General features: G+C 71.1%; 18 protein-coding genes and 1 tRNA gene. 3 read left to right on the top strand and 16 right to left on the bottom strand.

All coding sequences use genetic code 11. The features are described 5' to 3' along the window. Window positions 1-112: 112 nt before the first annotated feature. The 15 genes from QIS99_RS07225 to QIS99_RS07155 form a co-directional block, all read right to left on the bottom strand. Window positions 113-1,480, bottom strand: coding sequence for an MraY family glycosyltransferase (locus QIS99_RS07225; protein ID WP_282511642.1), 1,368 nt, complete (start codon window positions 1,478-1,480; stop codon window positions 113-115). Between the two features lie 248 nt (window positions 1,481-1,728). Beyond that, window positions 1,729-2,997, bottom strand: a complete 1,269-nt coding sequence (locus QIS99_RS07220; RefSeq protein ID WP_282511640.1) for a serine hydroxymethyltransferase — start codon at window positions 2,995-2,997, stop codon at window positions 1,729-1,731. A 102-nt stretch (window positions 2,998-3,099) separates the two neighbouring features. Further along, window positions 3,100-3,783 (bottom strand): arsenate reductase/protein-tyrosine-phosphatase family protein, encoded by a 684-nt coding sequence (locus QIS99_RS07215; RefSeq protein WP_282511638.1) that lies wholly within the window; start codon window positions 3,781-3,783, stop codon window positions 3,100-3,102. Continuing rightward, entirely contained in the window at window positions 3,780-4,427 is a 648-nt protein-coding gene (locus QIS99_RS07210) for an L-threonylcarbamoyladenylate synthase (RefSeq protein ID WP_282511636.1), read from the bottom strand. Before QIS99_RS07210 ends, QIS99_RS07215 begins: the two co-directional genes overlap by 4 nt. Before the next feature lie 56 nt (window positions 4,428-4,483). Then, window positions 4,484-5,365, bottom strand: coding sequence for a peptide chain release factor N(5)-glutamine methyltransferase (prmC, locus tag QIS99_RS07205; protein WP_282511634.1), 882 nt, complete (start codon window positions 5,363-5,365; stop codon window positions 4,484-4,486). Between the two features lie 32 nt (window positions 5,366-5,397). Then, entirely contained in the window at window positions 5,398-6,474 is a 1,077-nt protein-coding gene (gene prfA, locus QIS99_RS07200) for a peptide chain release factor 1 (protein WP_282511632.1), read from the bottom strand. 98 nt (window positions 6,475-6,572) lie between these two features. Beyond that, entirely contained in the window at window positions 6,573-6,797 is a 225-nt protein-coding gene (rpmE, locus tag QIS99_RS07195; protein WP_055696813.1) for a 50S ribosomal protein L31, read from the bottom strand. Between the two features lie 160 nt (window positions 6,798-6,957). After that, a complete protein-coding gene (locus QIS99_RS07190; RefSeq protein WP_282511624.1) occupies window positions 6,958-8,082 on the bottom strand; it encodes an LCP family protein in 1,125 nt (374 codons plus the stop codon). 363 nt (window positions 8,083-8,445) lie between these two features. Next, window positions 8,446-10,473 carry a transcription termination factor Rho gene (rho, locus tag QIS99_RS07185; RefSeq protein ID WP_282511622.1) on the bottom strand — a complete coding sequence of 676 codons (2,028 nt, stop codon included), beginning with the start codon at window positions 10,471-10,473 and terminating at the stop codon, window positions 8,446-8,448. A 384-nt stretch (window positions 10,474-10,857) separates the two neighbouring features. Beyond that, the gene (gene thrB, locus QIS99_RS07180) at window positions 10,858-11,775 is read right to left on the bottom strand and encodes a homoserine kinase (protein ID WP_282511620.1); all 918 of its coding nucleotides are present in this window, start codon (window positions 11,773-11,775) and stop codon (window positions 10,858-10,860) included. A 311-nt stretch (window positions 11,776-12,086) separates the two neighbouring features. Next, the gene (gene thrC / locus QIS99_RS07175) at window positions 12,087-13,163 is read right to left on the bottom strand and encodes a threonine synthase (RefSeq protein WP_282511618.1); all 1,077 of its coding nucleotides are present in this window, start codon (window positions 13,161-13,163) and stop codon (window positions 12,087-12,089) included. Window positions 13,164-13,170: 7 nt separating this feature from the next. Then, the gene (locus QIS99_RS07170; RefSeq protein WP_282511961.1) at window positions 13,171-14,460 is read right to left on the bottom strand and encodes a homoserine dehydrogenase; all 1,290 of its coding nucleotides are present in this window, start codon (window positions 14,458-14,460) and stop codon (window positions 13,171-13,173) included. 131 nt (window positions 14,461-14,591) lie between these two features. Next, complete coding sequence (gene lysA / locus QIS99_RS07165) at window positions 14,592-15,983, bottom strand: diaminopimelate decarboxylase (RefSeq protein ID WP_282511616.1); 1,392 nt, start codon at window positions 15,981-15,983, stop codon at window positions 14,592-14,594. Window positions 15,984-15,996: 13 nt separating this feature from the next. Then, window positions 15,997-16,971, bottom strand: a complete 975-nt coding sequence (gene nrtL, locus QIS99_RS07160) for an ArgS-related anticodon-binding protein NrtL (RefSeq protein WP_282511614.1) — start codon at window positions 16,969-16,971, stop codon at window positions 15,997-15,999. 88 nt (window positions 16,972-17,059) lie between these two features. Further along, window positions 17,060-17,554, bottom strand: coding sequence for a response regulator (locus QIS99_RS07155; RefSeq protein ID WP_282511612.1), 495 nt, complete (start codon window positions 17,552-17,554; stop codon window positions 17,060-17,062). Between the two features lie 156 nt (window positions 17,555-17,710). Between QIS99_RS07155 and QIS99_RS07150 the strand changes: the two genes are divergently transcribed. From QIS99_RS07150 to QIS99_RS07140, 3 genes are all read left to right on the top strand, one after another. After that, a tRNA-Arg gene (locus QIS99_RS07150) sits at window positions 17,711-17,782 on the top strand. Window positions 17,783-18,055: 273 nt separating this feature from the next. Next, complete coding sequence (locus QIS99_RS07145; protein WP_282511610.1) at window positions 18,056-18,694, top strand: YceI family protein; 639 nt, start codon at window positions 18,056-18,058, stop codon at window positions 18,692-18,694. A gap of 187 nt (window positions 18,695-18,881) precedes the next feature. Continuing rightward, window positions 18,882-19,733, top strand: coding sequence for a putative protein N(5)-glutamine methyltransferase (locus QIS99_RS07140; RefSeq protein WP_282511608.1), 852 nt, complete (start codon window positions 18,882-18,884; stop codon window positions 19,731-19,733). Window positions 19,734-19,748: 15 nt separating this feature from the next. Here QIS99_RS07140 and ku read toward each other — a convergent pair whose 3' ends face one another. Continuing rightward, window positions 19,749-20,795, bottom strand: a complete 1,047-nt coding sequence (gene ku / locus QIS99_RS07135) for a non-homologous end joining protein Ku (RefSeq protein WP_282511606.1) — start codon at window positions 20,793-20,795, stop codon at window positions 19,749-19,751. Between the last annotated feature and the right edge of the window lie 5 nt (window positions 20,796-20,800).

Genomic DNA, 20,800 nt, shown 5'->3' with positions numbered 1-20,800 from the left:
TTGATGAGGTCTTTACCCACCGGGTGTGCCAGCCGTCACACATGAGAGTTAATGCGCGCGTCTGCGCGCGCATACGCCCGACTTGTCTGCTATTGGCACTGTTTGGCGGCGGCTAGACGCGGGAGTGGTCCGGCGTGGATGTTTCTTCCGGGTAACGGGAGCGGCCGCCGATCGCCGTGGAGCCCCCGCCGCGTACCGCAGGCCGCCGTGCGGCGGCCGCATCCGAGGCCGGTTCACCGGCGTCCCCGGACGGCTCGGCGGCTTCGGCGGCTTCGGCGGACTCCGCCGCCCCCACAGCCTCCGCGGCCCCCCGCCCCCTCCGGTACCGAGGTGGCACGAACGCGTCCATCCAGCGCGGCGTACGCGGCGTGAAGCGCGGCAGGAGCAGCAGGACCAGGCCCACGAAGCTCAGCACGACGACCACCAGGACGATCCACATGGACGCCGAGTGCACCGAGTACGCCAGGGCGCCGAAGGCGATGAGCGCCGACCAGAAGTACATGATCAGGACCGCCCGGCTGTGCGAGTGGCCGATCTCCAGGAGCCGGTGGTGCAGGTGGCCCCGGTCCGCCGCGAAGGGCGACTGCCCGCGCCAGGTGCGGCGTACCACCGCGAGGATCAGGTCCGCCGCGGGCACCGCGATGATCGTCAGGGGCAGCAGCAGCGGGATGTAGACCGGCACCGTCTGGTGCACCGCGGAGCGCTCCGAGCCGGCGAACAGGTTCATCGCGTCCGGGTCCACCTGGCCCGTGATGGAGATCGCGCCGGCCGCGAGGACCAGGCCGATCAGCATCGAGCCGGAGTCGCCCATGAAGATCCGCGCGGGGTGCATGTTGTGCGGCAGGAAGCCCAGGCACATGCCCATCAGGATCGCCGCGAACAGGGTGGCCGGGGCGGCCGACTCGATGCCGTACGAGAACCAGATGCGGTACGCGTACAGGAAGAACGCCGCGGCGGCGATGCAGACCATGCCTGCCGCGAGGCCGTCGAGGCCGTCGACGAAGTTCACGGCGTTGATGGTGATCAGGACCAGGGCGACCGTCAGGAGCGTGCCCTGCTGGTCGCTGAGGGAGACGGATCCCACACCGGGGACCGGCAGCCACAGGATCGTCAGACCCTGCATGACCATCACGCCCGCGGCGATCATCTGGCCGCCCAGCTTGATCAGGGCGTCGATCTCGAACTTGTCGTCCAGGACACCGATCAGCCAGATGACGGCGGCGCCGGAGAGCAGCGCGCGAGGCTCGTTGGAGTTCTCGAAGACCTCGTTGAGGTTCTGCAGGTGGTCCGCGACGAGCAGGCCCGCGCACAGGCCGAAGAACATCGCGATGCCGCCGAGCCGCGGGGTCGGTTCCCGGTGCACGTCACGCGCGCGGATCTCCGGCATCGCCCCGGCGACGATGGCGAACTTCCGCACCGGCCCGGTCAGTAGATAGGTGACCGCTGCCGTGACGCAGAGCGTCAGCAGATATTCACGCACGGGCTTCCCCACAGGTATCGCTGGCCATCTCAGCCCCACACCCTAGCTTCGCGCGCATATGGTTGAGGACTTCCGGGTAGCGACGATGGTTGCACGAGTACCGGTCCACCTCGCTGCGCCTACCCCGGATCCGGAGGCGTACGGCCCGCGCGAGGCGCGTTATCCAGCCGGACCTGGGCGCGTTATCCAGCCGGATGGCGCGTTATCCAGCCTGACAGGGGGACGTCATCCGGCCCGGTGCGGGCGGGTCATCCCGGATAGGGCGGAAACCGTCGTACGAGCTCCCGCACCTCGCCGCGCAGCCGGCCGGGCTCCGCGTCCGAGTGCAGGGCCGCCGCGAACAGCTCCGCGATCCGCGTCATCTCCTCCTGGCCCATGCCCTGCGTGGTGACGGCCGCCGTGCCCAGGCGCAGTCCGCGGACGTCGCCGTGCGGCAGCGCGCAGGTGTCGAGGACCAGGCCGGCTGCGGCGAGGCGGCCGCGGGCGGTGCGGGCGTCGAGGGCGAAGCGGCCGGTGTCCGCGGTGAGCAGGTGGGTGTCGGTGCCGCCGGTGGTGATCAGCAGGCCGCGCCTGGTCAACTCCTCGGCCAGGGCACGGGCGTTGGCGACCACCTTGTGCGCGTACGTCGTGAACGCCGGGGCCGCCGCCTCGCCGAACGCGACGGCCTTCGCGGCGATCGTGTGCATCTGGGCGCCGCCCTGCGTGAACGGGAACACGGCGCGGTCGATGCGCTCCGCGAGGTCGGACCCGCACAGCAGCATGCCGCCGCGCGGGCCGCGCAGCACCTTGTGGGTGGTGGCGCACACCACGTCCGCGTACGGCACCGGGCTGGGCGCCGCTCCCCCGGCGACCAGGCCCATGGGGTGGGCGGCGTCGGCGATCAGGTACGCGCCCACGTCGTCGGCGATGTCCCGGAAGGCGGAGTAGTCGAGGTGGCGCGGGTACGAGATCGAGCCGCAGACCACGGCCTTCGGCTTGTGCGCGCGGGCGAGGGCGAGGATCTGCTCGTAGTCGATGAGGCCGCTCTCGGCGTCGACGCCGTAGCCGACGAACTCGAACCAGCGGCCGGAGAAGTTCGCGGGCGAGCCGTGCGTGAGGTGACCGCCGTGCGGCAGGCCCATCGCGAGGACCGTGTCGCCGGGGCGAAGCAGCGCGGCGTACGCGGCGAGCACCGAGGAGGAGCCGGAGTGCGGCTGTACGTTGGCGTGCTCGGCGCCGAACAGGGCCTTGGCGCGGTCCACGGCGATGCGCTCGGCGACGTCGACGAACTCGCAGCCGCCGTGGTGGCGGGCGCCGGGGTAGCCCTCGGCGTACTTGTTCGCGAGGGGTGAGCCGAGCGCGGTGAGGACGGCGGGCGAGGTGAAGTTCTCGGCGGCGATCAACTGCAGGCCGGTCGACTGGCGTTCCAGCTCGGCGAGCAGGATCTCCGCCAGCTCGGGGTCCTGGCGGCGCAGGGCGTCGACATCGGGCCCGAGGGCGGGGGCGGTGGCGGCGGCGGCCGCGGTGGTGACCGGCATCATCGGCTCCGGCGGGGAGAGGGTCCTGGGTCCCAATCTAGGCCGACCACCGGCGCCCCGCCCGGCGTGCGCATCCCCGGCCCCCTGCGGCCCGTTTCCGTCCTACGCCGGCAACCCCGCCGCCGGTACCCCCGTGAGCGCCGTGACGACCGGGTCCAGCGCCTGGTTGATCTCGTCGCCGATGGAGCGGAAGAACGGCAGCGGGGCGCCGTACGGATCGTGCACCTCGTCCGCCTCCGCGCTCGGCGCGAGCAGCCAGCCGCGCAGCGCCGCCGCGGCCCGTACGAGCGCCCTGGCCCGCTCCACCACGCCGTCGTCGAGGGGATCGGGCAGGGTCGCCGGATCTATGGCGCGGACGAGCCGCGTGAACTCCTTCAGGGTGAACGTGCGAAGCCCCGCGCTGTGGCCCATCGAGACGACCTGCGCGCGGTGGTCACGGGTGGCGGTGAGGACCAGGTCGGCGCGGATGACGTGCTCGTCGAGCAGTTCGCGGCCGATGAAGCCGGTGGAGTCCGCCCCGAAGTCGGAGAGGACCGCCGCCGCGTTGGTCTCCATCGCGGCGCCCTCGTGCCCCCAGGTGCCCGCGCTCTCCACGATCAGGCCGCGGGTGTCGAGGTCGCCGAGGCGGTGGGCCAGGGCATGACGGTTCAGCCGCTCGGTGATCGGCGAGCGGCAGACGTTGCCGGTGCTGACGTGGAGGATGCGGAAGCTGTCCGTCGGACCGGCGAAGGCGCCGGGAAACGTTTCGGGGAAGCTCGCTATGCCACGCCCCTCGGGGGCCGTCAATTGGCCACCTCAAGGTCGGGTACCACCTTGCGGAGCTCGTCGGCGTCGAGCGCGCCCGCGCGAAGGAGTACGGGCACCTTGCCGGTGACGTCCACGATGGAGGAGGGCACGATGCCGGGCGTCGGCCCGCCGTCCAGGTAGACGGAGACGGAGTCGCCCAGCATCTCCTGCGCGTCGTCGCAGTTCTCCGGCGCCGGGTGCCCGGTGAGGTTCGCCGAGGTCACCGCCATCGGGCCGACCTCGGTGAGCAGCTCGATCGCGACGGGGTGCAGCGGCATCCGGATCGCGACGGTGCCGCGGGTGTCCCCGAGGTCCCACTGCAGCGACGGCTGGTGCTTGGCGACCAGGGTGAGGGCGCCCGGCCAGAACGCGTCGACGAGCTCCCAGGCCATCTCGGAGAAGTCCGTGACCAGGCCGTGCAGCGTGTTCGGGGAGCCGATGAGCACGGGCGTGGGCATGTTGCGGCCCCGCCCCTTGGCGGCGAGCACGTCCGCCACGGCCTCCGAGGAGAAGGCGTCCGCGCCGATTCCGTAGACCGTGTCGGTGGGCAGCACGACCAGCTCGCCGCGGCGAACGGCGGACGCGGCCTCGCGCAGACCCGTCACGCGGTCCGTCGCGTCGTTCGTGTCGTATCGCCGTGCCATTGAGCGAGCCTCCTCGTACGCGTACAGCTTCTCGGTGTTCTGCGGTGGTTGCGCCGTCACGGCAGCGCCTTGCGGGCGGTCGCGAAGCGCGGCCGGTTGTTCAGGTCGGGGTGGTCGGCCGCATCGGCCCAGCCCCGTTCCTCGGTGAAGATCCAGGGGACCTGGCCGCCCTGGGTGTCGGCGTGCTCGATGACGACGACGCCGCCGGGGCGGAGCAGCCGGTGCGCGGTGCGCTCCAGGCCGCGGATGGTGTCGAGCCCGTCCTCGCCGGAGAACAGCGCCAGCTCCGGGTCGTGGTCGCGGGCCTCCGGGGCGACGTACTCCCACTCGGTGAGCGGGATGTACGGCGGGTTGGAGATCACCAGGTCCACCTGGCCGTCCAGGTCCGGCAGCGCGGTCAGCGCGTCCCCCCGGTGCAGCCGGACCCTCGTCCCCTCGACGTTCTTACGGGTCCACCGCAGCGCGTCCTCGGACAGCTCCACGGCGTGCACCCGAGAGCGCGGCACCTCCTGGGCCAGGGCGAGGGCGATCGCACCGGAGCCCGTGCACAGGTCGACGATCAGCGGCTCGACCACGTCCATCGCGCGGACCGCGTCTATGGCCCAGCCGACCACCGACTCGGTCTCCGGCCGCGGCACGAACACCCCGGGACCCACCTGGAGTTCGAGGTAGCGGAAGAAGGCACGGCCGGTGATGTGCTGGAGCGGCTCGCGGGCCTCGCGGCGGGAGACGGCCTCCCAGTAGCGGGCGTCGAAGTCGGCGTCCTTGACGTGGTGCAGTTCGCCCCGCTTCACGCCGTGCACAAAGGCGGCGAGCTCCTCCGCGTCGAAACGCGGCGAGGGCACGCCGGCGTCGGCAAGCCGCTGGGTGGCCTGGGCCACTTCCGCGAGCAGCACGCTGCGGGGGCTTGGGGGTCGCTCCCCAAATGATCGCTGCACGCTCGTCCTCCGGAGTTCGTATGCGAGGGGGCTTACTGCGCGGCCGCGAGCTTCGCCGCGGAGTCCGCGTCGACGCAGGCCTGGATGACCGCGTTCAGGTCGCCGTCGAGCACCTGGTCCAAGTTGTACGCCTTGAAGCCCACCCGGTGGTCGGAGATCCGGTTCTCCGGGAAGTTGTACGTACGGATCTTCTCGGAGCGGTCGACCGTGCGGACCTGGCTGCGGCGGGCGTCGGCGGCCTTGGACTCGGCCTCCTCCTGCGCCGCGGCGAGCAGCCTGGAGCGCAGGATACGCATCGCCTGCTCCTTGTTCTGCAGCTGGGACTTCTCGTTCTGGCAGGAGGCCACGACACCGGTCGGGATGTGCGTGATGCGTACGGCGGAGTCCGTGGTGTTGACGGACTGGCCGCCGGGGCCGGACGAGCGGTACACGTCGATCCGCAGGTCGTTGGCGTGGATCTCGACGTCGACCTCCTCGGCCTCGGGCGTGACGAGCACGCCGGCGGCGGAGGTGTGGATGCGGCCCTGCGACTCGGTCGACGGCACCCGCTGCACGCGGTGCACCCCGCCCTCGTACTTCATCCGCGCCCAGACGCCGTTCCCCGGTTCGGGGGTCTGGCCGCCCTTGGTCTTGACGGCGACCTGGACGTCCTTGTAGCCGCCGAGCTCGGACTCGGTGGAGTCGATGATCTCGGTCTTCCAGCCGATGCGCTCCGCGTACCGCAGATACATCCGAAGGAGGTCGCCGGCGAACAGCGCCGACTCGTCACCGCCCGCGCCCGCCTTGATCTCCAGGAGGACGTCCTTGTCGTCGGACGGGTCGCGCGGCACGAGCAGCAGGCGCAGCTTCTCGGTGAGCTCCTCGCGCTGCTCCTCAAGCTCCTTGACCTCGGCGGCGAACTCCGGGTCGTCTGCGGCCAGTTCACGGGCCGTCTCGATGTCGTCCCCGGTCTGCCTCCAGGAGCGGTACGTGCCGACGATCGGGGTCAGCTCGGCGTAGCGCTTGTTGAGCTTGCGCGCGTTTGCCTGGTCCGCGTGGACCGAAGGGTCGGCGAGCTGCTTCTCAAGATCGGCGTGCTCACCGATCAGGTCCTCGACCGCCTCGAACATCTCCGGGCTCCTGTGTACGTAAAAGGGAAGGGAACGACCAAAAACGCCGGTCCTCGTCGCCCCGGGCGGGAGCGACCGAGGACCGGCGCTGTGGCTCGCTACTTCTTGGCGGAGCCGGCGGCCTTGCCGAAGCGGGCCTCGAAGCGGGCCACGCGGCCACCGGTGTCGAGGATCTTCTGCTTGCCCGTGTAGAACGGGTGGCACTCGGAGCAGACCTCGGCGCGGACGGTGCCGCTGGAGATCGTGCTGCGGGTGGTGAACGACGCGCCGCAGGTGCAGCTGACCTGGGTCTCGACGTACTCGGGGTGAATGTCGCGCTTCAAGGTGTCTCCTAGTTCCGGGAGGGCGCCGGGTCGCAGACGCGGGATGCGGGTGCGTGAACCGGGGCCGACGTACCAGTCTGCCAGGACTGGGCCGCATCCCCCAAAACGGGGGGTGGGGGCGGGTTATTCCCAGCGCTGTCCCGCACTGTCGGCCCGCGCGCTACTTGCTGCTCACCACGGTGCCCGCCTCCCCCTTGTCGCCCGCCGAGCCCTTCGTCGCGGAGGCGGGGATCGGCCGGTCGGCGCGCAGGGCGGCCCAGACCTGCTTGCCCTGCGGCTCCAGCGGCAGGACGCGGTTCGGGTCGTTCGGGTCGTACGTGACGGGGAGCGTCACCATCTTCATGTCGTTCGACTCGATGCCCTTGAGGCTGTTGGCGAAGCCGATCAGGCTCTTGACGTCGTCCAGCTCGGAGTCGGTGGTGACCGTCCTGGTGGCCGTGTCCGCGAGGTCGTACAGCTTCTTCGGGCTGGTGAAGACGCCGACGTCCTTGATCTGGTCGAGCAGCGCCTTGATGAAGGCCTGCTGGAGCTGTATGCGGCCGAGGTCGCCGCCGTCGCCCACCGCGTGCCGGGTGCGGACCAGGCCGAGGGCCTGCTCGCCGTCGAGGGTGTGGGTGCCGGCCGCCAGGTTCAGGTGGCTGTCCGGGTCGGAGATGGCCTTCTCGGTGGTGACGTCCACGCCGCCGAGCTCGTCGATGAGCTTCTTGAAGCCGGTGAAGTCGACCTCCAGATAGTGGTCCATGCGGATGCCGGACATCTTCTCGACGGTCTTCACCGCGCAGGCGGGGCCGCCCACCGAGTACGACTCGTTGAACATGTGGTGCGGCCCGCCGGGGTCTCTCGTCCCGGCCTCCGTCGTGCACGCCGGCCTGGTGACCAGGGTGTCGCGGGGGATGGAGACCACGCTTGCCTTCTTGTGGCCCTCGTAGACGTGCACGACCATCGCGGTGTCCGAGCGGGCGCCCTCCTGCCCGGCGCCGCCGTACTTGGAGTTGGCGCCGTCGCGGGAGTCGGAGCCGAGGACGAGGATGTCCATCGAGCCGTTGTCGACGTCGTCGGGCCGGTCGGTGCCGAGCGCGGCGTTGATGTCGACGCCGTTGATGTTGCCGTTCAGCTTGAAGTAGACGTAGCCGAGGCCGATGCCTCCGGCGAGCACCACGGAGGCCGCGGCCCAGGCGGTGACTGCCAGGGCCTTGCTGCGCCCCCGGCGCTTGCGGCGCGTTCCGGTGGCGCCCTTGTCGCGTCGGCGCTGCACCGTACCGGGATCGTCGCTCTCGTCGGCCATGTGCTCCTCAGTCCTCGGTCGTCGGGTACCCCCTGCTCTCAGGGTCTGACGGCTCGACGCCACCTTTACGCGGCGCTTTGGTGCATCCACTGGTCAGACGTCGAATCCCGAAAAAGGGTTGCACAGGGCGTTAAGCGCTCCGTAAGGCCGAAGGGCCCGAGCTGCCCGGGAACCGTCCTTTCGCGCCCGTCCGGGTAACCGCTCTCACCTGCACGGTCGCGGTACGGAGCGGGCCTTGAGGGGCCGTCCCGAGGGGGCGCTGAGCTGTGGGAAAGGTCTCGGGGCAGCGGGCCCCGCACAAAGAAAGTCCCGCCTGGTCACCATCGTGACGAGGCGGGACTTCCGAGGGTCCGCTGGACCCGGTCAGTCGTTGCCGTTGCCCGGGGTGGGCGTGGTCTTGGCGATCTGCATCAGGAACTCGGCGTTCGACTTCGTCTGCTTCATCTTGTCGAGAAGCAGCTCGATCGCCTGCTGCGAGTCGAGCGCGTGCAGCACCCGGCGCAGCTTCCAGACGATGCTCAACTCCTCACCGTTCAGGAGGATTTCCTCCTTGCGGGTGGAGGAGGCGTCGACGTCGACGGCCGGGAAGATGCGCTTGTCCGAGAGCTTCCGGTCGAGCTTGAGCTCCATGTTGCCGGTGCCCTTGAACTCCTCGAAGATCACCTCGTCCATGCGCGAGCCGGTCTCGACGAGCGCGGTGGCCAGGATGGTCAGCGAGCCGCCGTCCTCGATGTTCCGCGCGGCACCGAAGAAGCGCTTCGGCGGGTACAGCGCGGTCGAGTCGACACCACCGGACAGGATGCGCCCGGAGGCCGGGGCCGCGAGGTTGTACGCACGGCCGAGGCGGGTGATCGAGTCGAGCAGGACGACCACGTCGTGACCCAGCTCGACGAGGCGCTTGGCGCGCTCGATGGCCAGCTCGGCGACGGTGGTGTGGTCCTCGGCGGGACGGTCGAAGGTCGAGGAGATGACCTCGCCCTTCACCGACCGCTGCATGTCGGTGACTTCCTCGGGCCGCTCGTCGACGAGGACGACCATGAGGTGACACTCGGGGCTGTTGTGCGTGATCGCGTTGGCGATGGCCTGCAGGATCATGGTCTTGCCGGTCTTCGGCGGGGCCACGATCAGACCGCGCTGGCCCTTGCCGATCGGCGACACGAGGTCGATGATCCGGGTCGACAGGGCGCCGGGCTCGTTCTCCAGGCGCAGCCGCTCCTGCGGGTACAGGGGCGTCAGCTTGTTGAACTCCGGGCGGCCGCGGCCGGTTTCGGGCGCCATGCCGTTCACGGAGTCGAGGCGGACGAGCGCGTTGAACTTCTCGCGCCGCTCGCCGTCCTTGGGCTGGCGCACGGCGCCGGTGACGTGGTCGCCCTTGCGCAGACCGTTCTTGCGGACCTGGGCGAGGGAGACGTACACGTCGTTCGGGCCGGGCAGGTAGCCGGACGTACGGATGAACGCGTAGTTGTCGAGGATGTCCAGGATGCCCGCGACGGGGATCAGGACGTCGTCCTCGGACAGCTGCGGCTCGCCCGCGTCGTCACGGCCGCGACGGCCACGGCGGTCGCGGTAGCGGCCGCGGCGACCGCGCCGGCCGCCCTCGAACTCGTCCCCGTCTTCATCGGCCCGACGGTCCTGACGGCCGCCGCCGCCCTGCTGCTGACGGCCCTGGCCGCCGCCCTGGCCACCCTGGTCGTCGCCCTTGTTGCGGCGGTTGCCGCGGTCGCGGCGGTTGCCGCGGTCACCGCGGTCGCGGTCACGGCCGCGGCCCTCGGCGCTGTCCGCGGCGCCCTCGGCGCGCTCGGAACGGGAGTCCGCGGCCTCGGTCTTCGCCTCGGGCTTCGACTCGGCCTGGCCCTCGGGGGCGCCGGCCTCGGCGGTGGCGCGACGGCGGCCGCGGCGCTCACCTGCGGGGGCGTCGTCGGAGGCCGGCTGGCCCGGGATGTCGATCTGCTGCTGGGCGGCGGGCTTCTCGGCCTTCTCCGCCTTCTGAGACTTCTCCGTCTTGGCGGGCTTCTCGGCCTTCTCGGCCTGCGGCGCCTTGCCGGCGCTCTCGGTCTCGCCGGTACGGGCCTTGGAGGTGGCCCGGCGCTTGGGCTTGGTCTCGGCGTCACCCGTCGACTTGGCGGGGGCGGAGCCTCCGGCGGCCTGGGCCTCCTTGATGACGTCGATCAGCTGGCTCTTGCGCATCCGCGCGGTGCCCCTGATCCCGAGGCCCGATGCGACCTGCTGAAGCTCGGCCAGCACCATGCCCTCAAGGCCGGTGCCGCGGCGCCGCCGCGTGCCGGCCGAAGCACCGGTGGCAGGCGCGGCAGAGGCGTCCGTGGCGGGCGCGCCGGCGGTGTCGACCGCGTTGTCGGCAGTCACGCCCATCAGATCGGTGGTGTCGCTCACGAAGGGTCCTTCCCTGGAGCGGACGTCGGCCTGTCTGGCTCGGCGACCGGTTGTGCTGTCCGGCGGGTGCCTGTGTGGTGCGGACCTGCCGGGGCGGTGGTCCCGCCGGAAGTGGCGGAAGAATTCATTGATGACGGCGCTTCCCGAATCCGTGACACCGGTTCGTGCTGTGTCACTCGGATCGGTCGCACCGACTCCGGAGCGTGCTCAGTGCCGCTCGATGCGTGCCATCGAACAGTTCGGGGGCTCCCGGAAGAAGGTCTGTCCCCTGCTTACCTGACAGGGACACGAGGCACCACGCCCATCAGGGCTCGGGTGCAGACTTGAGGTTAACACTACCGGATCCAACAAATATTCCCCCTCTCTTGCTCCGGCATTCGCGTATCAGGGCGCAAGCGGCAGCACGCTCGCGCCCGTAGCGTCGAGGGCGAGGCGGTTGGCCGCCCAGCCCTCGCCCGCGAGCGTGGCGACCTTGTCGGCCGTGCTGCTCTCCGCCAGCGCCAGGACCGTCGGGCCCGCGCCGGAGATGACCGCGGGGACCCCGTCCGCGCGCAGCCGCTCCACCAGGGCGACGCTCGACGGCATGGCGGGGGCGCGGTACTCCTGGTGCAGCCGGTCCTCGGTGGCCGCGAGCAGCAGCTCGGGGCGCCGGGTGAGCGCCTCGACGAGCAGGGCGGCCCGGCCCGCGTTGGCCGCGGCGTCGACGTGCGGGACGGTGCGCGGGAGCAGTCCGCGGGCGGTCTCGGTGAGGACCGGCTTGCCCGGTACGAAAACCACCGGAACGACGGAATCGGCGGGGTCCATCCTGATCGCGCGCGCCGATCCGCCCTCCATCCAGGAGAGCGTGAAGCCGCCGAGCAGGCAGGCGGCGACGTTGTCGGGGTGCCCCTCGATCTCCGTGGCGAGTTCGAGCAGCGCGGTGTCGTCCAGCTTGACGTCACCCCCTATGGTCACGGCCCGCGCGGCGACGATGCCGGCGCAGATCGCGGCGGACGAGGAGCCGAGGCCGCGGCCGTGCGGAATGCGGTTGGCGCAGACCACCTCAAGGCCGCGGGGCTGGCCGCCGAGCAGGTCGAAGGCGGTGCGCAGGGAGCGTACGAGCAGATGCTTCTCGTCGCGCGGGAGGGTGTCGGAGCCCTCGCCTGCGATGTCGACGTGCAGACCGGAATCGGCCACCCGGACTACGACGTCGTCGTACAGACCCAGCGACAGGCCGAGGGCGTCGAAGCCCGGGCCGAGGTTGGCGCTGGTGGCGGGGACGCGCACCCGGACGGCGGCGGCGCGGAATGCGGGACCGGCCATCGCTCGATGACTCTCCTTGTTGAACTGCGAGTTCGTGCTCTCGCAAGGGAAACGACTGAGTTACGGAAATACCCGAAGGCCGCTACCGGCGGCACCGCGGCATATGCGGCAGGCGGGTTCGGTACAGCCTATCGAAGGAAGGTTCAGTGGCGACACAGGGCGCACAGGAGGCGCACGATGCGTGTCGTAAGCCCCCTGTGCACCCCCTGTCAGGGAATGCGGGTTATGCCCTGAGACATCCGCCCGCAGGGGCACCCGCTCGAAGGGATGCCCCCAACAGGCGCCGTTCACACCGGCAGTTGTGCCAGGCGTCAGGCCAGGCCGAGGCGCTCGGCGGCGGCCGCGGCGTCGACCGGGACGGTGACGGGCTGGGGGGCGCCGGCGACGGCCCAGTCCGGGTCCTTCAGGCCGTTGCCCGTGACCGTGCAGACGATGCGCTGCCCCTTGTCGAGCCTGCCGTCCTCGGCGGCCTTCAGCAGACCGGCGACGGAGGCGGCCGACGCGGGCTCCACGAAGACGCCCTCGCGGGAGGCCAACAGCTTGTAGGCACGCAGGATCTGACGGTCGGTCACCTCGTCGATGAAGCCGCCCGACTCGTCCCGCGCGGCCTCGGCGAAGGCCCAGGAGGCGGGGTTGCCGATGCGAATCGCGGTGGCGATCGTCGACGGGTCCTTGACGACCTCGCCGCGCACGATCGGCGCCGAACCGGAGGCCTGGAAGCCCCACATGCGCGGCGTGTGCGAGCTGAGGCCGTCGGCCGCGTACTCCTTGTACCCGCGCCAGTAGGCCGTGATGTTGCCGGCGTTGCCGACGGGCAGGACGTGGATGTCGGGGGCGTCGCCGAGGCGGTCCACGATCTCGAACGCGGCGGTCTTCTGGCCCTCGATGCGGACCGGGTTGACCGAATTGACCAGCGCCACCGGGTAGTTCTCGCTCAGGCCGCGGGCGAGCACCAGGCAGTCGTCGAAGTTGCCGTCGACCTGGAGGATCTTGGCGCCGTGCACCAGGGCCTGGCCGAGCTTGCCCATGGCGATCTTGCCCTGCGGGATGAGGACGGCGCTGACCATGCCGGCCTTGCCCGCGTACGCCGCGGCGGAGGCGGAGGTGTTGCCGGTGGAGGCGCAGATGACGGCCTTGGCGCCCTCCTCCTTGGCCTTGGTGATGGCCATGGTCATACCGCGGTCCTTGAACGAACCGGTGGGGTTGGCGCCCTCGACCTTCAGGTGCACCTCGCAGCCGGTGAGTTCGGACAGCGCCTCTGCGTGGACGAGCGGAGTGCCGCCCTCGCCGAGCGTGACCACGGGCGTCGTCTCGGTGACGGGGAGACGGTCGCGGTACTCCTCGATGATCCCGCGCCACTGGTGGGCGCCGGTTCGGATGGCGGTCATGGCTTCCTTACTCCCCTTCAACACGCATGATGCTGGCGACACCACGCACGGTGTCGAGCTGCCGCAGAGCGTCGACGGTGCCGGTGAGGGCGGCGTCCGCGGCGCGGTGGGTGACGACGACGAGCGATGCCTCGCCGTCCTTGCCCTGCTGGCGCACCGTATCGATCGATACGCCGTGCTCGGCGAAGACCGTCGCCACCTGGGCGAGCACGCCCGGCTTGTCGGCCACGTCGAGGCTGATGTGGTACCGCGTCACGACCTCGCCCATGGGGCTCACGGGCAGTCGGGTGTACGCGGATTCGCCGGGCCCGGTGGCGCCGGCGAGCTTGTTGCGGCAGACGGCCACGAGGTCGCCGAGGACCGCGGAGGCGGTGGGGGCGCCGCCCGCGCCGGGGCCGTAGAACATCAGCTGGCCGGCCGCGTCGGACTCCACGAACACCGCGTTGTACGCCTCGCGGACCGAGGCGAGCGGGTGGCTGAGCGGGATCATCGCGGGGTGCACGCGGGCGGTGACGGACTCGCCGTCGGCGGCGCGCTCGCAGATCGCGAGCAGCTTGATGGTGCAGCCCATTTCCTTCGCGGACGCGAAGTCGGCGGCGGTGACCTCGGACATGCCCTCGCGGTACACGTCGTCCAGACGCACGCGCGTGTGGAAGGCGATGCCGGCCAGGATCGCGGCCTTGGCGGCGGCGTCGAAGCCCTCGACGTCGGCCGTCGGGTCGGCCTCGGCGTACCCGAGCGCGGTGGCCTCGTCCAGGGCCTCCTGGTAGCCGGCGCCGGTCGAGTCCATCTTGTCGAGGATGAAGTTGGTGGTGCCGTTGACGATGCCCATGACACGGTTGATCTTGTCGCCGGCGAGGGACTCGCGCAGCGGGCGGATCAGCGGGATGGCACCGGCGACGGCGGCCTCGTAGTACAGATCGCGGTCGTGCTCGTCGGCGGCCTCGTGCAGGGCCGCGCCGTCCTGGGCGAGCAGCGCCTTGTTGGCGGAGACGACCGAGGCGCCGTGCTCGAAGGCGGTGGTGATCAGCGTGCGCGCGGGCTCGATGCCGCCGATGACCTCGACCACGACGTCCAGGTCGCCGCGTTTGACGAGCGCCGTGGCGTCGGTGGTGATCAGGGACTTGTCGATGCCCTCGCGCACCCGGTCGGGGCGGCGGACGGCCACGCCCGCCAGCTCGACGGGGGCGCCGATCCGGGCCGCCAGGTCGTCGGCGTGCGTCGTCATGATGCGCGCCACCTCGGAGCCGACAACCCCGCAGCCAAGCAGCGCGACCTTCAGCGGACGCGTACGCATCATCCGACCTCACTTCTCATTACATCTACGGTTGGACCAGTCTCACCCACCGGAACGGAGTTTCTACCCTACGTCCGGATTGTGAGACGGAAATTTCACGGGGCGGTCGGTCCCGCCCCGCCGGACCTCGGTCATCCGACGTCCAGACGCAGGAGATCCTCCTCCGTCTCACGCCGCACGATCACTCGGGCCTCGCCGTCCCTGACGGCGACGACCGGCGGGCGCAGCGCGTGGTTGTAGTTGCTCGCCATGGAGCGGCAGTACGCGCCCGTCGCGGGCACGGCGATCAGGTCGCCGGGCGCCAGGTCGGCGGGCAGGAACGCGTCCTTCACCACGATGTCACCGCTCTCGCAGTGCTTGCCGACCACCCGGACAAGGATCGGCTCGGCGTCGGAGCGGCGCGACACCAGGGCCACGGTGTACTCGGCGTCGTAGAGCGCGGTGCGGATGTTGTCGGACATGCCGCCGTCGACGGACACGTACGTGCGCAGTCCTTCGAGCGGCTTGACGGTGCCGACGCGGTAGAGGGTGAAGGCGGTCGGGCCGACGATGGCGCGGCCCGGCTCGACGGAGATGCGGGGCGTGGCGAGCCCGGCGGACTCGCACTCCCGCGTCACGATCTCGCTCAGCGCCTTGGCGATCTCGTGCGGCTCACGCGGGTCGTCGTCGCTCGTGTACGCGATGCCGAGCCCGCCGCCGAGGTCGATTTCCGGCAGCTCGACGCCGTGCTCGTCCCGCACCTCGGCGAGGAGCTGCACGACGCGCCGGGCGGAGACCTCGAAGCCGGCCATGTCGAAGATCTGCGAGCCGATGTGCGAGTGGATGCCGGTCAGTTCGAGGCCGTCCAGCTTGAGCGCCCGTCGTACGGCTTCGGCGGCCTGACCGCCCGCGAGGGCGATGCCGAACTTCTGGTCCTCGTGGGCGGTGGCGATGAACTCGTGGGTGTGCGCCTCGACGCCGACCGTCACACGGATCTGCACGCGCTGCCGCTTGCCGAGCCGCTCGGCGGTGTGCGCGACCCGCACGATCTCCTGGAAGGAGTCGAGCACGATCCGCCCGACGCCCGCCTCGACGGCCCGCTCGATCTCCTCGGGGCTCTTGTTGTTGCCGTGGTACGCGATCCGCTCGGCGGGCATGCCCGCGGCGAGGGCGGTGGTGAGCTCGCCGGCGGAGCAGACGTCGAGGTTGAGCCCTTCCTCCTGCAGCCAGCGCACGATGGCCCGGGACAGGAAGGCCTTCCCGGCGTAGAACACGTCGGCCTCGGTGCCGAAGGCGTCCCGCCAGGCGCGGCAGCGGGCCCGGAAGTCGTCCTCGTCGAGGAAGTACGCCGGGGTGCCGAACTCCTCGGCGAGCCGGGCGACCTCGATGCCGCCGACGCTGACGGCGCCCTCGGCGGCGCGCTCGACGGTGCGCGACCAGACCTTCGGGTCGAGGGCGTTGAGGTCGGCGGGCGGCGCGGTCCAGTGGCCCTCGGGCAGGACATCGGCGTGGCGGGGCCCGGCGGGGTGTGCGGAACGGCTCATGATGCGGTCTCTCTCACAGATGTTCGGGGGCGCTGATGCCGAGCAGGGTCAGGCCGCCGGCGAGCACCGTCCCGGCGGCTTCGGCGAGCGCGAGCCGGGCACGGTGGGCGGCCGAGGGTTTCTCGTCGCCGAGCGGCAGGACGGTGTGCTGGTACGCGAGTACGGCATCGGCCCCGCCCACGAGGTGCCGCGCGAGCCGGTCGGGGGCGCGGTGGTGGGCGGCGGCTTCGAGTACGGAGGGATGGTCGGCGAGGAAGGCGAGCAGCGGGCCGTCCGCGTCCCCCGCCTCGGGGGCGAACCCGAGCTCGGCGGCGTTACGGAGCAGGGCCCGCACCCGCGCATGCGCGTACCGGACGCGGAACAGCGGGTTGTCCTCGGTCTGGGCGAGCAGCGCGGCCGGGAAGCGCGGGGTCTCCTGGGGCGGGGCGCTCAGCAGGGCCCAGCGGGCGGCGTCGGCACCGAACCGCTCGAACACATCGCCCGCACTGCGCGGTACGGGCGCGACGCGCAGCGTGTGGTCTCCCCCGGGCACGACCCCGGCCCGCGCGCCGAGCGCCCGAAGCAGCCGTACGACACCGTCGGTGACGATCCCGGCGCGCACCTCGTCCACCGGCGCGAAGGCGAAATCCCGCCCGGCGAGCGCGTCCCCGTGTCCGTAGGCCGCGCCCTGCGCGAGGACGTCCCGTACGAGAGGGGAGCCGCCCGCGCCGTCCAGGGTGAAGTTCAGAAAGCCGGGCCCGGTGATCTCGACTCCGGCGATGCCCGGCTCGCGTACGAGCGCGGCGCTCAGCACCTCGGCGACCTCGCGCGGCGGGCGTCCGGCCTGGCCCGCGAGCTGCAGCGCGACATTGGAGGCAAAGTCCCCGCGCCCGCCGGGCCGCGGCCGCTCGACCACTACGCGTGCGGGCACGACCACGCTCAGCTGCTCATCCTCGGCAGCACGGCGCACGACGCGCAGCACGGTTCGGGAGAGCTCGGCGGGGGTCACGGGACAAGCGTATGGGAGGAGGGGGGTGGGTAGGCGAACCGGTTTCGCCGTCTTCTTGCGATGTGGACGGCCCGCCCGTTCCCGCACCTCAGCGGCGCGTGCGCCCGCCGGCCTCTTCGGCGCGCTCCCCCATGCGCCCGGACCTGACCCCGGGCCGCCGTCCGTTCCGGCACAGCTGCCTTACGACTCCGAGGAGTTCGGCCGGTTCGAAGGGCTTGCTCAGGAATGCGTCGACCCCTACGGCGAGGCCGCTCTCCACCTCGTACCGCGTGCAGGCGCTGACGATCGCGACGGGCACGTCCTGCGTCGAGGGTTCGGAGCGCAGCCGCGCGGCGGTGCGGAGCCCGTCGAGCCGGGGCATCACGACGTCGAGGGTGATCACATCGGGGCGCACCTGCTGAACGACGTCCAGGCACTCGGCACCGTCGGCCGCGGTCACGACCTCGAAGCCCTCAACTTCGAGATTGACCCTGATCAGCTGCCGGATCACCTTGTTGTCGTCGACGACAAGGACCCGGCCCAACGCCCCTGGCACAACTTGAGAGTAGGACCGCAAGGCGCCCCGCGTCCGGGTTTTCCCCACTTCCGCCCGGCAGCGGCACACGGCCTCCGCCTCACCCCGGGGGAGGCGCCGACCCCCCTGCCGAACCCCCTGCCCACCCCCGGAAATACCCGTTCCTGGCCACCCCCGCGAAGCTGGTAGGGTTCTACCCGTCGCCGCGCCTGCCGCGGTGGACACGCCCCCGTAGCTCAGGGGATAGAGCAACGGCCTCCGGAGCCGTGTGCGCAGGTTCGAATCCTGCCGGGGGCACCTTGGACGAGGTGCCTGTAGACCCCGTACTCAGCGGTTTTGCTGAGGCGGGGTCTTTTTCTTTGCCCGACCGGCCACCCACATCCCCCACTCGCCCACGACCCATCACCCTGCGTGATGCCCGCGCGCCCGAGGGTGCGTACACATCTTGCCGATCTTGTGCTTGTTTGCAGGCGGGGGCATGGAAGCCGGACGAGGGCGCCCATCTCGCTGAGGGGCGGTTACCGGGCCGTGATAACACGGAGTGACCAACTCGAAGGAGAGTACGGCCTCATGGGCATCTTCAGCCGTCGTCAGAGCGCCACCGTCGAGCGGACTCCGGTCGCCGGTCCGCCGGCCGGTGGTGGCGGGGTCGCGCTCGATCCTGCGCTCCGTGCGCTGACCGGGCACTGGACGATCGACGGGCCGCACAGCCGGATCGGGTTCTCCGTGCGGCACGCGATGGTCACGACCGTGCGGGGTGCGTTCGCCGACTACGACAGCGCGCTCTACTTCGACGGGGACCGGCCCTCCGAGTCGCGGGCCGAACTCGTCATCCGCGTCGGGAGCGTCGACACCGGGGTCGAACAGCGGGACGCGCATCTCGTAGGCACGGACTTCTTCGACGCGAACCGCTTCCCGGAGATGGCGTTCCGCTCCAGTTCGGCCGTGCACGAGGGCGGGGAGAGCTTCCGTATGACGGGCGACCTCACCATCCGCGACGTGACCCGGCCCGTCGACCTGCAGCTCGACTACCTCGGCTCGGTCATGGACCCCTTCGGCTACGAGCGCGCGGGCTTCGACGGGACCACCACCATCGACCGCACCGAGTGGGGCCTGGTCTACAACCAGCGCCTCGCGGCGGGCGGCACGATGGTGAGCGAGAAGGTGCGGCTGCAGTTCGACATCTCGGCTGTACGGGCCGGGAGTTAGGGCCGCCCGGAGTCGGGGGCGGCTGCGGCTCCGCTACCCTTGCTGATCTACGCAGTGCGCAGGAACGAGGAGGTGAGTCCCATCAACGCTGCAGTCGGTCGGGGGTTCTCGCCTTGTCGTGGTGCGGTTGCCGGACAGCGGTGACCTGAGAGGGCCCCTTTCACTTCGCGTAAAGGTGCTTTCTCTCATGGGTTCTTCCCGTTTCTCCCTCCCTGTCTCCTCCTCTGCCTCCTCCCCCGTCTCGTCCTCTGCCTCCTCTCCGGCCTTCCCCTCCGACGTCGTCGGGCAACTCCGGCGGGCCGGTTGTGTGTTCGCCGAGGACGAGGCTGCGCTGATCTTTTCCGTGGCGCGGGATGACGGGCACGTCGGCGCCATGGTCGAACAGCGTGTGCGCGGGCTGCCGTTGGAGCAGGTCGTCGGGTTCGCCGAGTTCTGCGGGCTGCGGGTCGGGGTCGAGGCCGGGGTGTTCGTGCCCCGGCGGCGTACGGAGTTCCTGGTGCGGCACGCCCTGGAGGTACTGCCCGCGCAGGGCGTCGTACTCGACCTGTGCTGCGGGAGCGGGGCGCTCGGGCTCGCCGTCGCGGCGGGCGGGGCGGCGGGTGAGGTGCACGCCGCCGATATCGATCCCGTCGCCGTGGCGTGTGCGCGGCGCAACCTCGCCGGGGTCGGCGGGCAGGTGTACGTGAGCGATCTGTACGCGGGGGTGCCCGCGCGGCTGCGGGGCCGGGTGGACGTACTGGTCGTGAACGCCCCGTACGTACCCAGCGGCGAGATCGGGCTGCTGCCGCCCGAGGCGCGGGAGTACGAGCCGCTGATCGCGCTCGACGGCGGGGGCGACGGGGTCGAGGTGCAGCGGCGGGTAGCCGCCCAGGCTCATGCGTGGCTCGCGCCCGCAGGGCGGCTGCTGATCGAGACCAGTGAGCGGCAGGCGGAGCGGACCGTGCGGGCGATGGTGGACGGGGGGCTGGTCGCGCGGGTCGAGGGGTGCGATGAGCTCGGGGCCACCGTCGTGATCGGCACGGCGCCCCCGACCGTCTGAGCAGCCGCAGCGCCCTCAGGCCGATGTCTTCTTGCGCGGCGTCGAGGTCGACTTCTTCGCCGCCGTCTTCTTGGTCGCGGCCTTCTTCGCGGTTCCGGCCGAGGACGTCTTCTTCGTCGCCGTGGAGGTCGACTTCTTCGTCGAGGAGGACGCCGTCTTCTTCGCGCCCGAGGCATTCGCGCCCGAGGCGGTGGACTTCTTGCCGCCCACGGCCTTCGGCGTGGACTGCGTCTTCTTGCGCGTACGGCCGATCGGCGTGACCTCCGCCGGTTCCGCCTCCTCGCCGCGGGCCGCCTGGGCCGCCTTGACCGAGCTCTCCAGGGCGGCCATCAGGTCGATCACCTTGCCGCCGCCGGCCGCCGCCTCGGGGGCCTTCGCCGGTTCCGTGCCCTCGACCTTCGCGGAGATCATCTCCTCGACGGCCTCGCGGTAGTCGTCGTGCAGCGTCTCCAGGTCGACCTCGCCGAGGGTGTCCATCAGGGCGTCCGCCAGGTCCAGCTCCGCGTCCCTGACCGTGACCTGGGTGTCCGGGGCGACCTCCTCCGGGGTGCGGATCTCGTCCGGCCAGAGCAGGCCGTGCATGGCGATCGCATCGCCGACGACGCGCAGCATGCCGAGGCGTTCGCGGCCGCGGAGGGCGAACTTGGCGACGGCGACCTTCTTGCTGCGCTTGAGCGCCTCGCGCAGCAGCGTGTACGGCTTGGCGGCCGGGACGCCGTTCGCGGCCAGGTAGTACGCGGCGTCCATCTGGAGCGGATCGATCCGTTCCTGCGGGACGAAGGCGACGATCTCGATGGTCCTGGCCGTCGGGATGGGCAGCGACGCCAGGTCCTCCTCCGTGATGGGGATGATCGACCCGTCGGCGTCCTCGTACCCCTTGCCGATCTCGTCGGCCGAGACCTCCTTCTCCTCCACTTCGCAGACCTTGCGGTAGCGGATCCGGCCGCCGTCGGCGGTGTGGATCTGGCGGAAGGAGACGTTGTGGTTCTCGGTGGCGTTGACGACCTTGATCGGGATGCTGACCAGGCCGAACGAGATGGCGCCGTTCCATATGGATCGCACAGTGA

It is taken from the genome of Streptomyces solicavernae (genome assembly GCF_029968095.1).
Taxonomy (GTDB): domain Bacteria; phylum Actinomycetota; class Actinomycetes; order Streptomycetales; family Streptomycetaceae; genus Streptomyces; species Streptomyces solicavernae.
Note: the sequence above shows the minus strand (reverse complement) of the source record. Positions and strands in the feature narration are given on the sequence as shown.

Excerpts from the sequence above, each read along its gene's own strand:
- prfA (WP_282511632.1), bottom strand. The coding sequence starts at position 6,474 with ATGTTCGAGGCGGTCGAGGACCTGATCGGTGAGCACGCCGATCTTGAG.
- lysA (WP_282511616.1), bottom strand. The coding sequence starts at position 15,983 with ATGAGCCGTTCCGCACACCCCGCCGGGCCCCGCCACGCCGATGTCCTG.
- QIS99_RS07145 (WP_282511610.1), top strand. The coding sequence starts at position 18,056 with ATGGGCATCTTCAGCCGTCGTCAGAGCGCCACCGTCGAGCGGACTCCG.
- QIS99_RS07170 (WP_282511961.1), bottom strand. The coding sequence starts at position 14,460 with ATGCGTACGCGTCCGCTGAAGGTCGCGCTGCTTGGCTGCGGGGTTGTC.
- QIS99_RS07210 (WP_282511636.1), bottom strand. The coding sequence starts at position 4,427 with ATGGCACGGCGATACGACACGAACGACGCGACGGACCGCGTGACGGGT.
- thrC (WP_282511618.1), bottom strand. The coding sequence starts at position 13,163 with ATGACCGCCATCCGAACCGGCGCCCACCAGTGGCGCGGGATCATCGAG.
- QIS99_RS07140 (WP_282511608.1), top strand. The coding sequence starts at position 18,882 with ATGGGTTCTTCCCGTTTCTCCCTCCCTGTCTCCTCCTCTGCCTCCTCC.
- QIS99_RS07190 (WP_282511624.1), bottom strand. The coding sequence starts at position 8,082 with ATGGCCGACGAGAGCGACGATCCCGGTACGGTGCAGCGCCGACGCGAC.
- thrB (WP_282511620.1), bottom strand. The coding sequence starts at position 11,775 with ATGGCCGGTCCCGCATTCCGCGCCGCCGCCGTCCGGGTGCGCGTCCCC.
- QIS99_RS07220 (WP_282511640.1), bottom strand. The coding sequence starts at position 2,997 with ATGCCGGTCACCACCGCGGCCGCCGCCGCCACCGCCCCCGCCCTCGGG.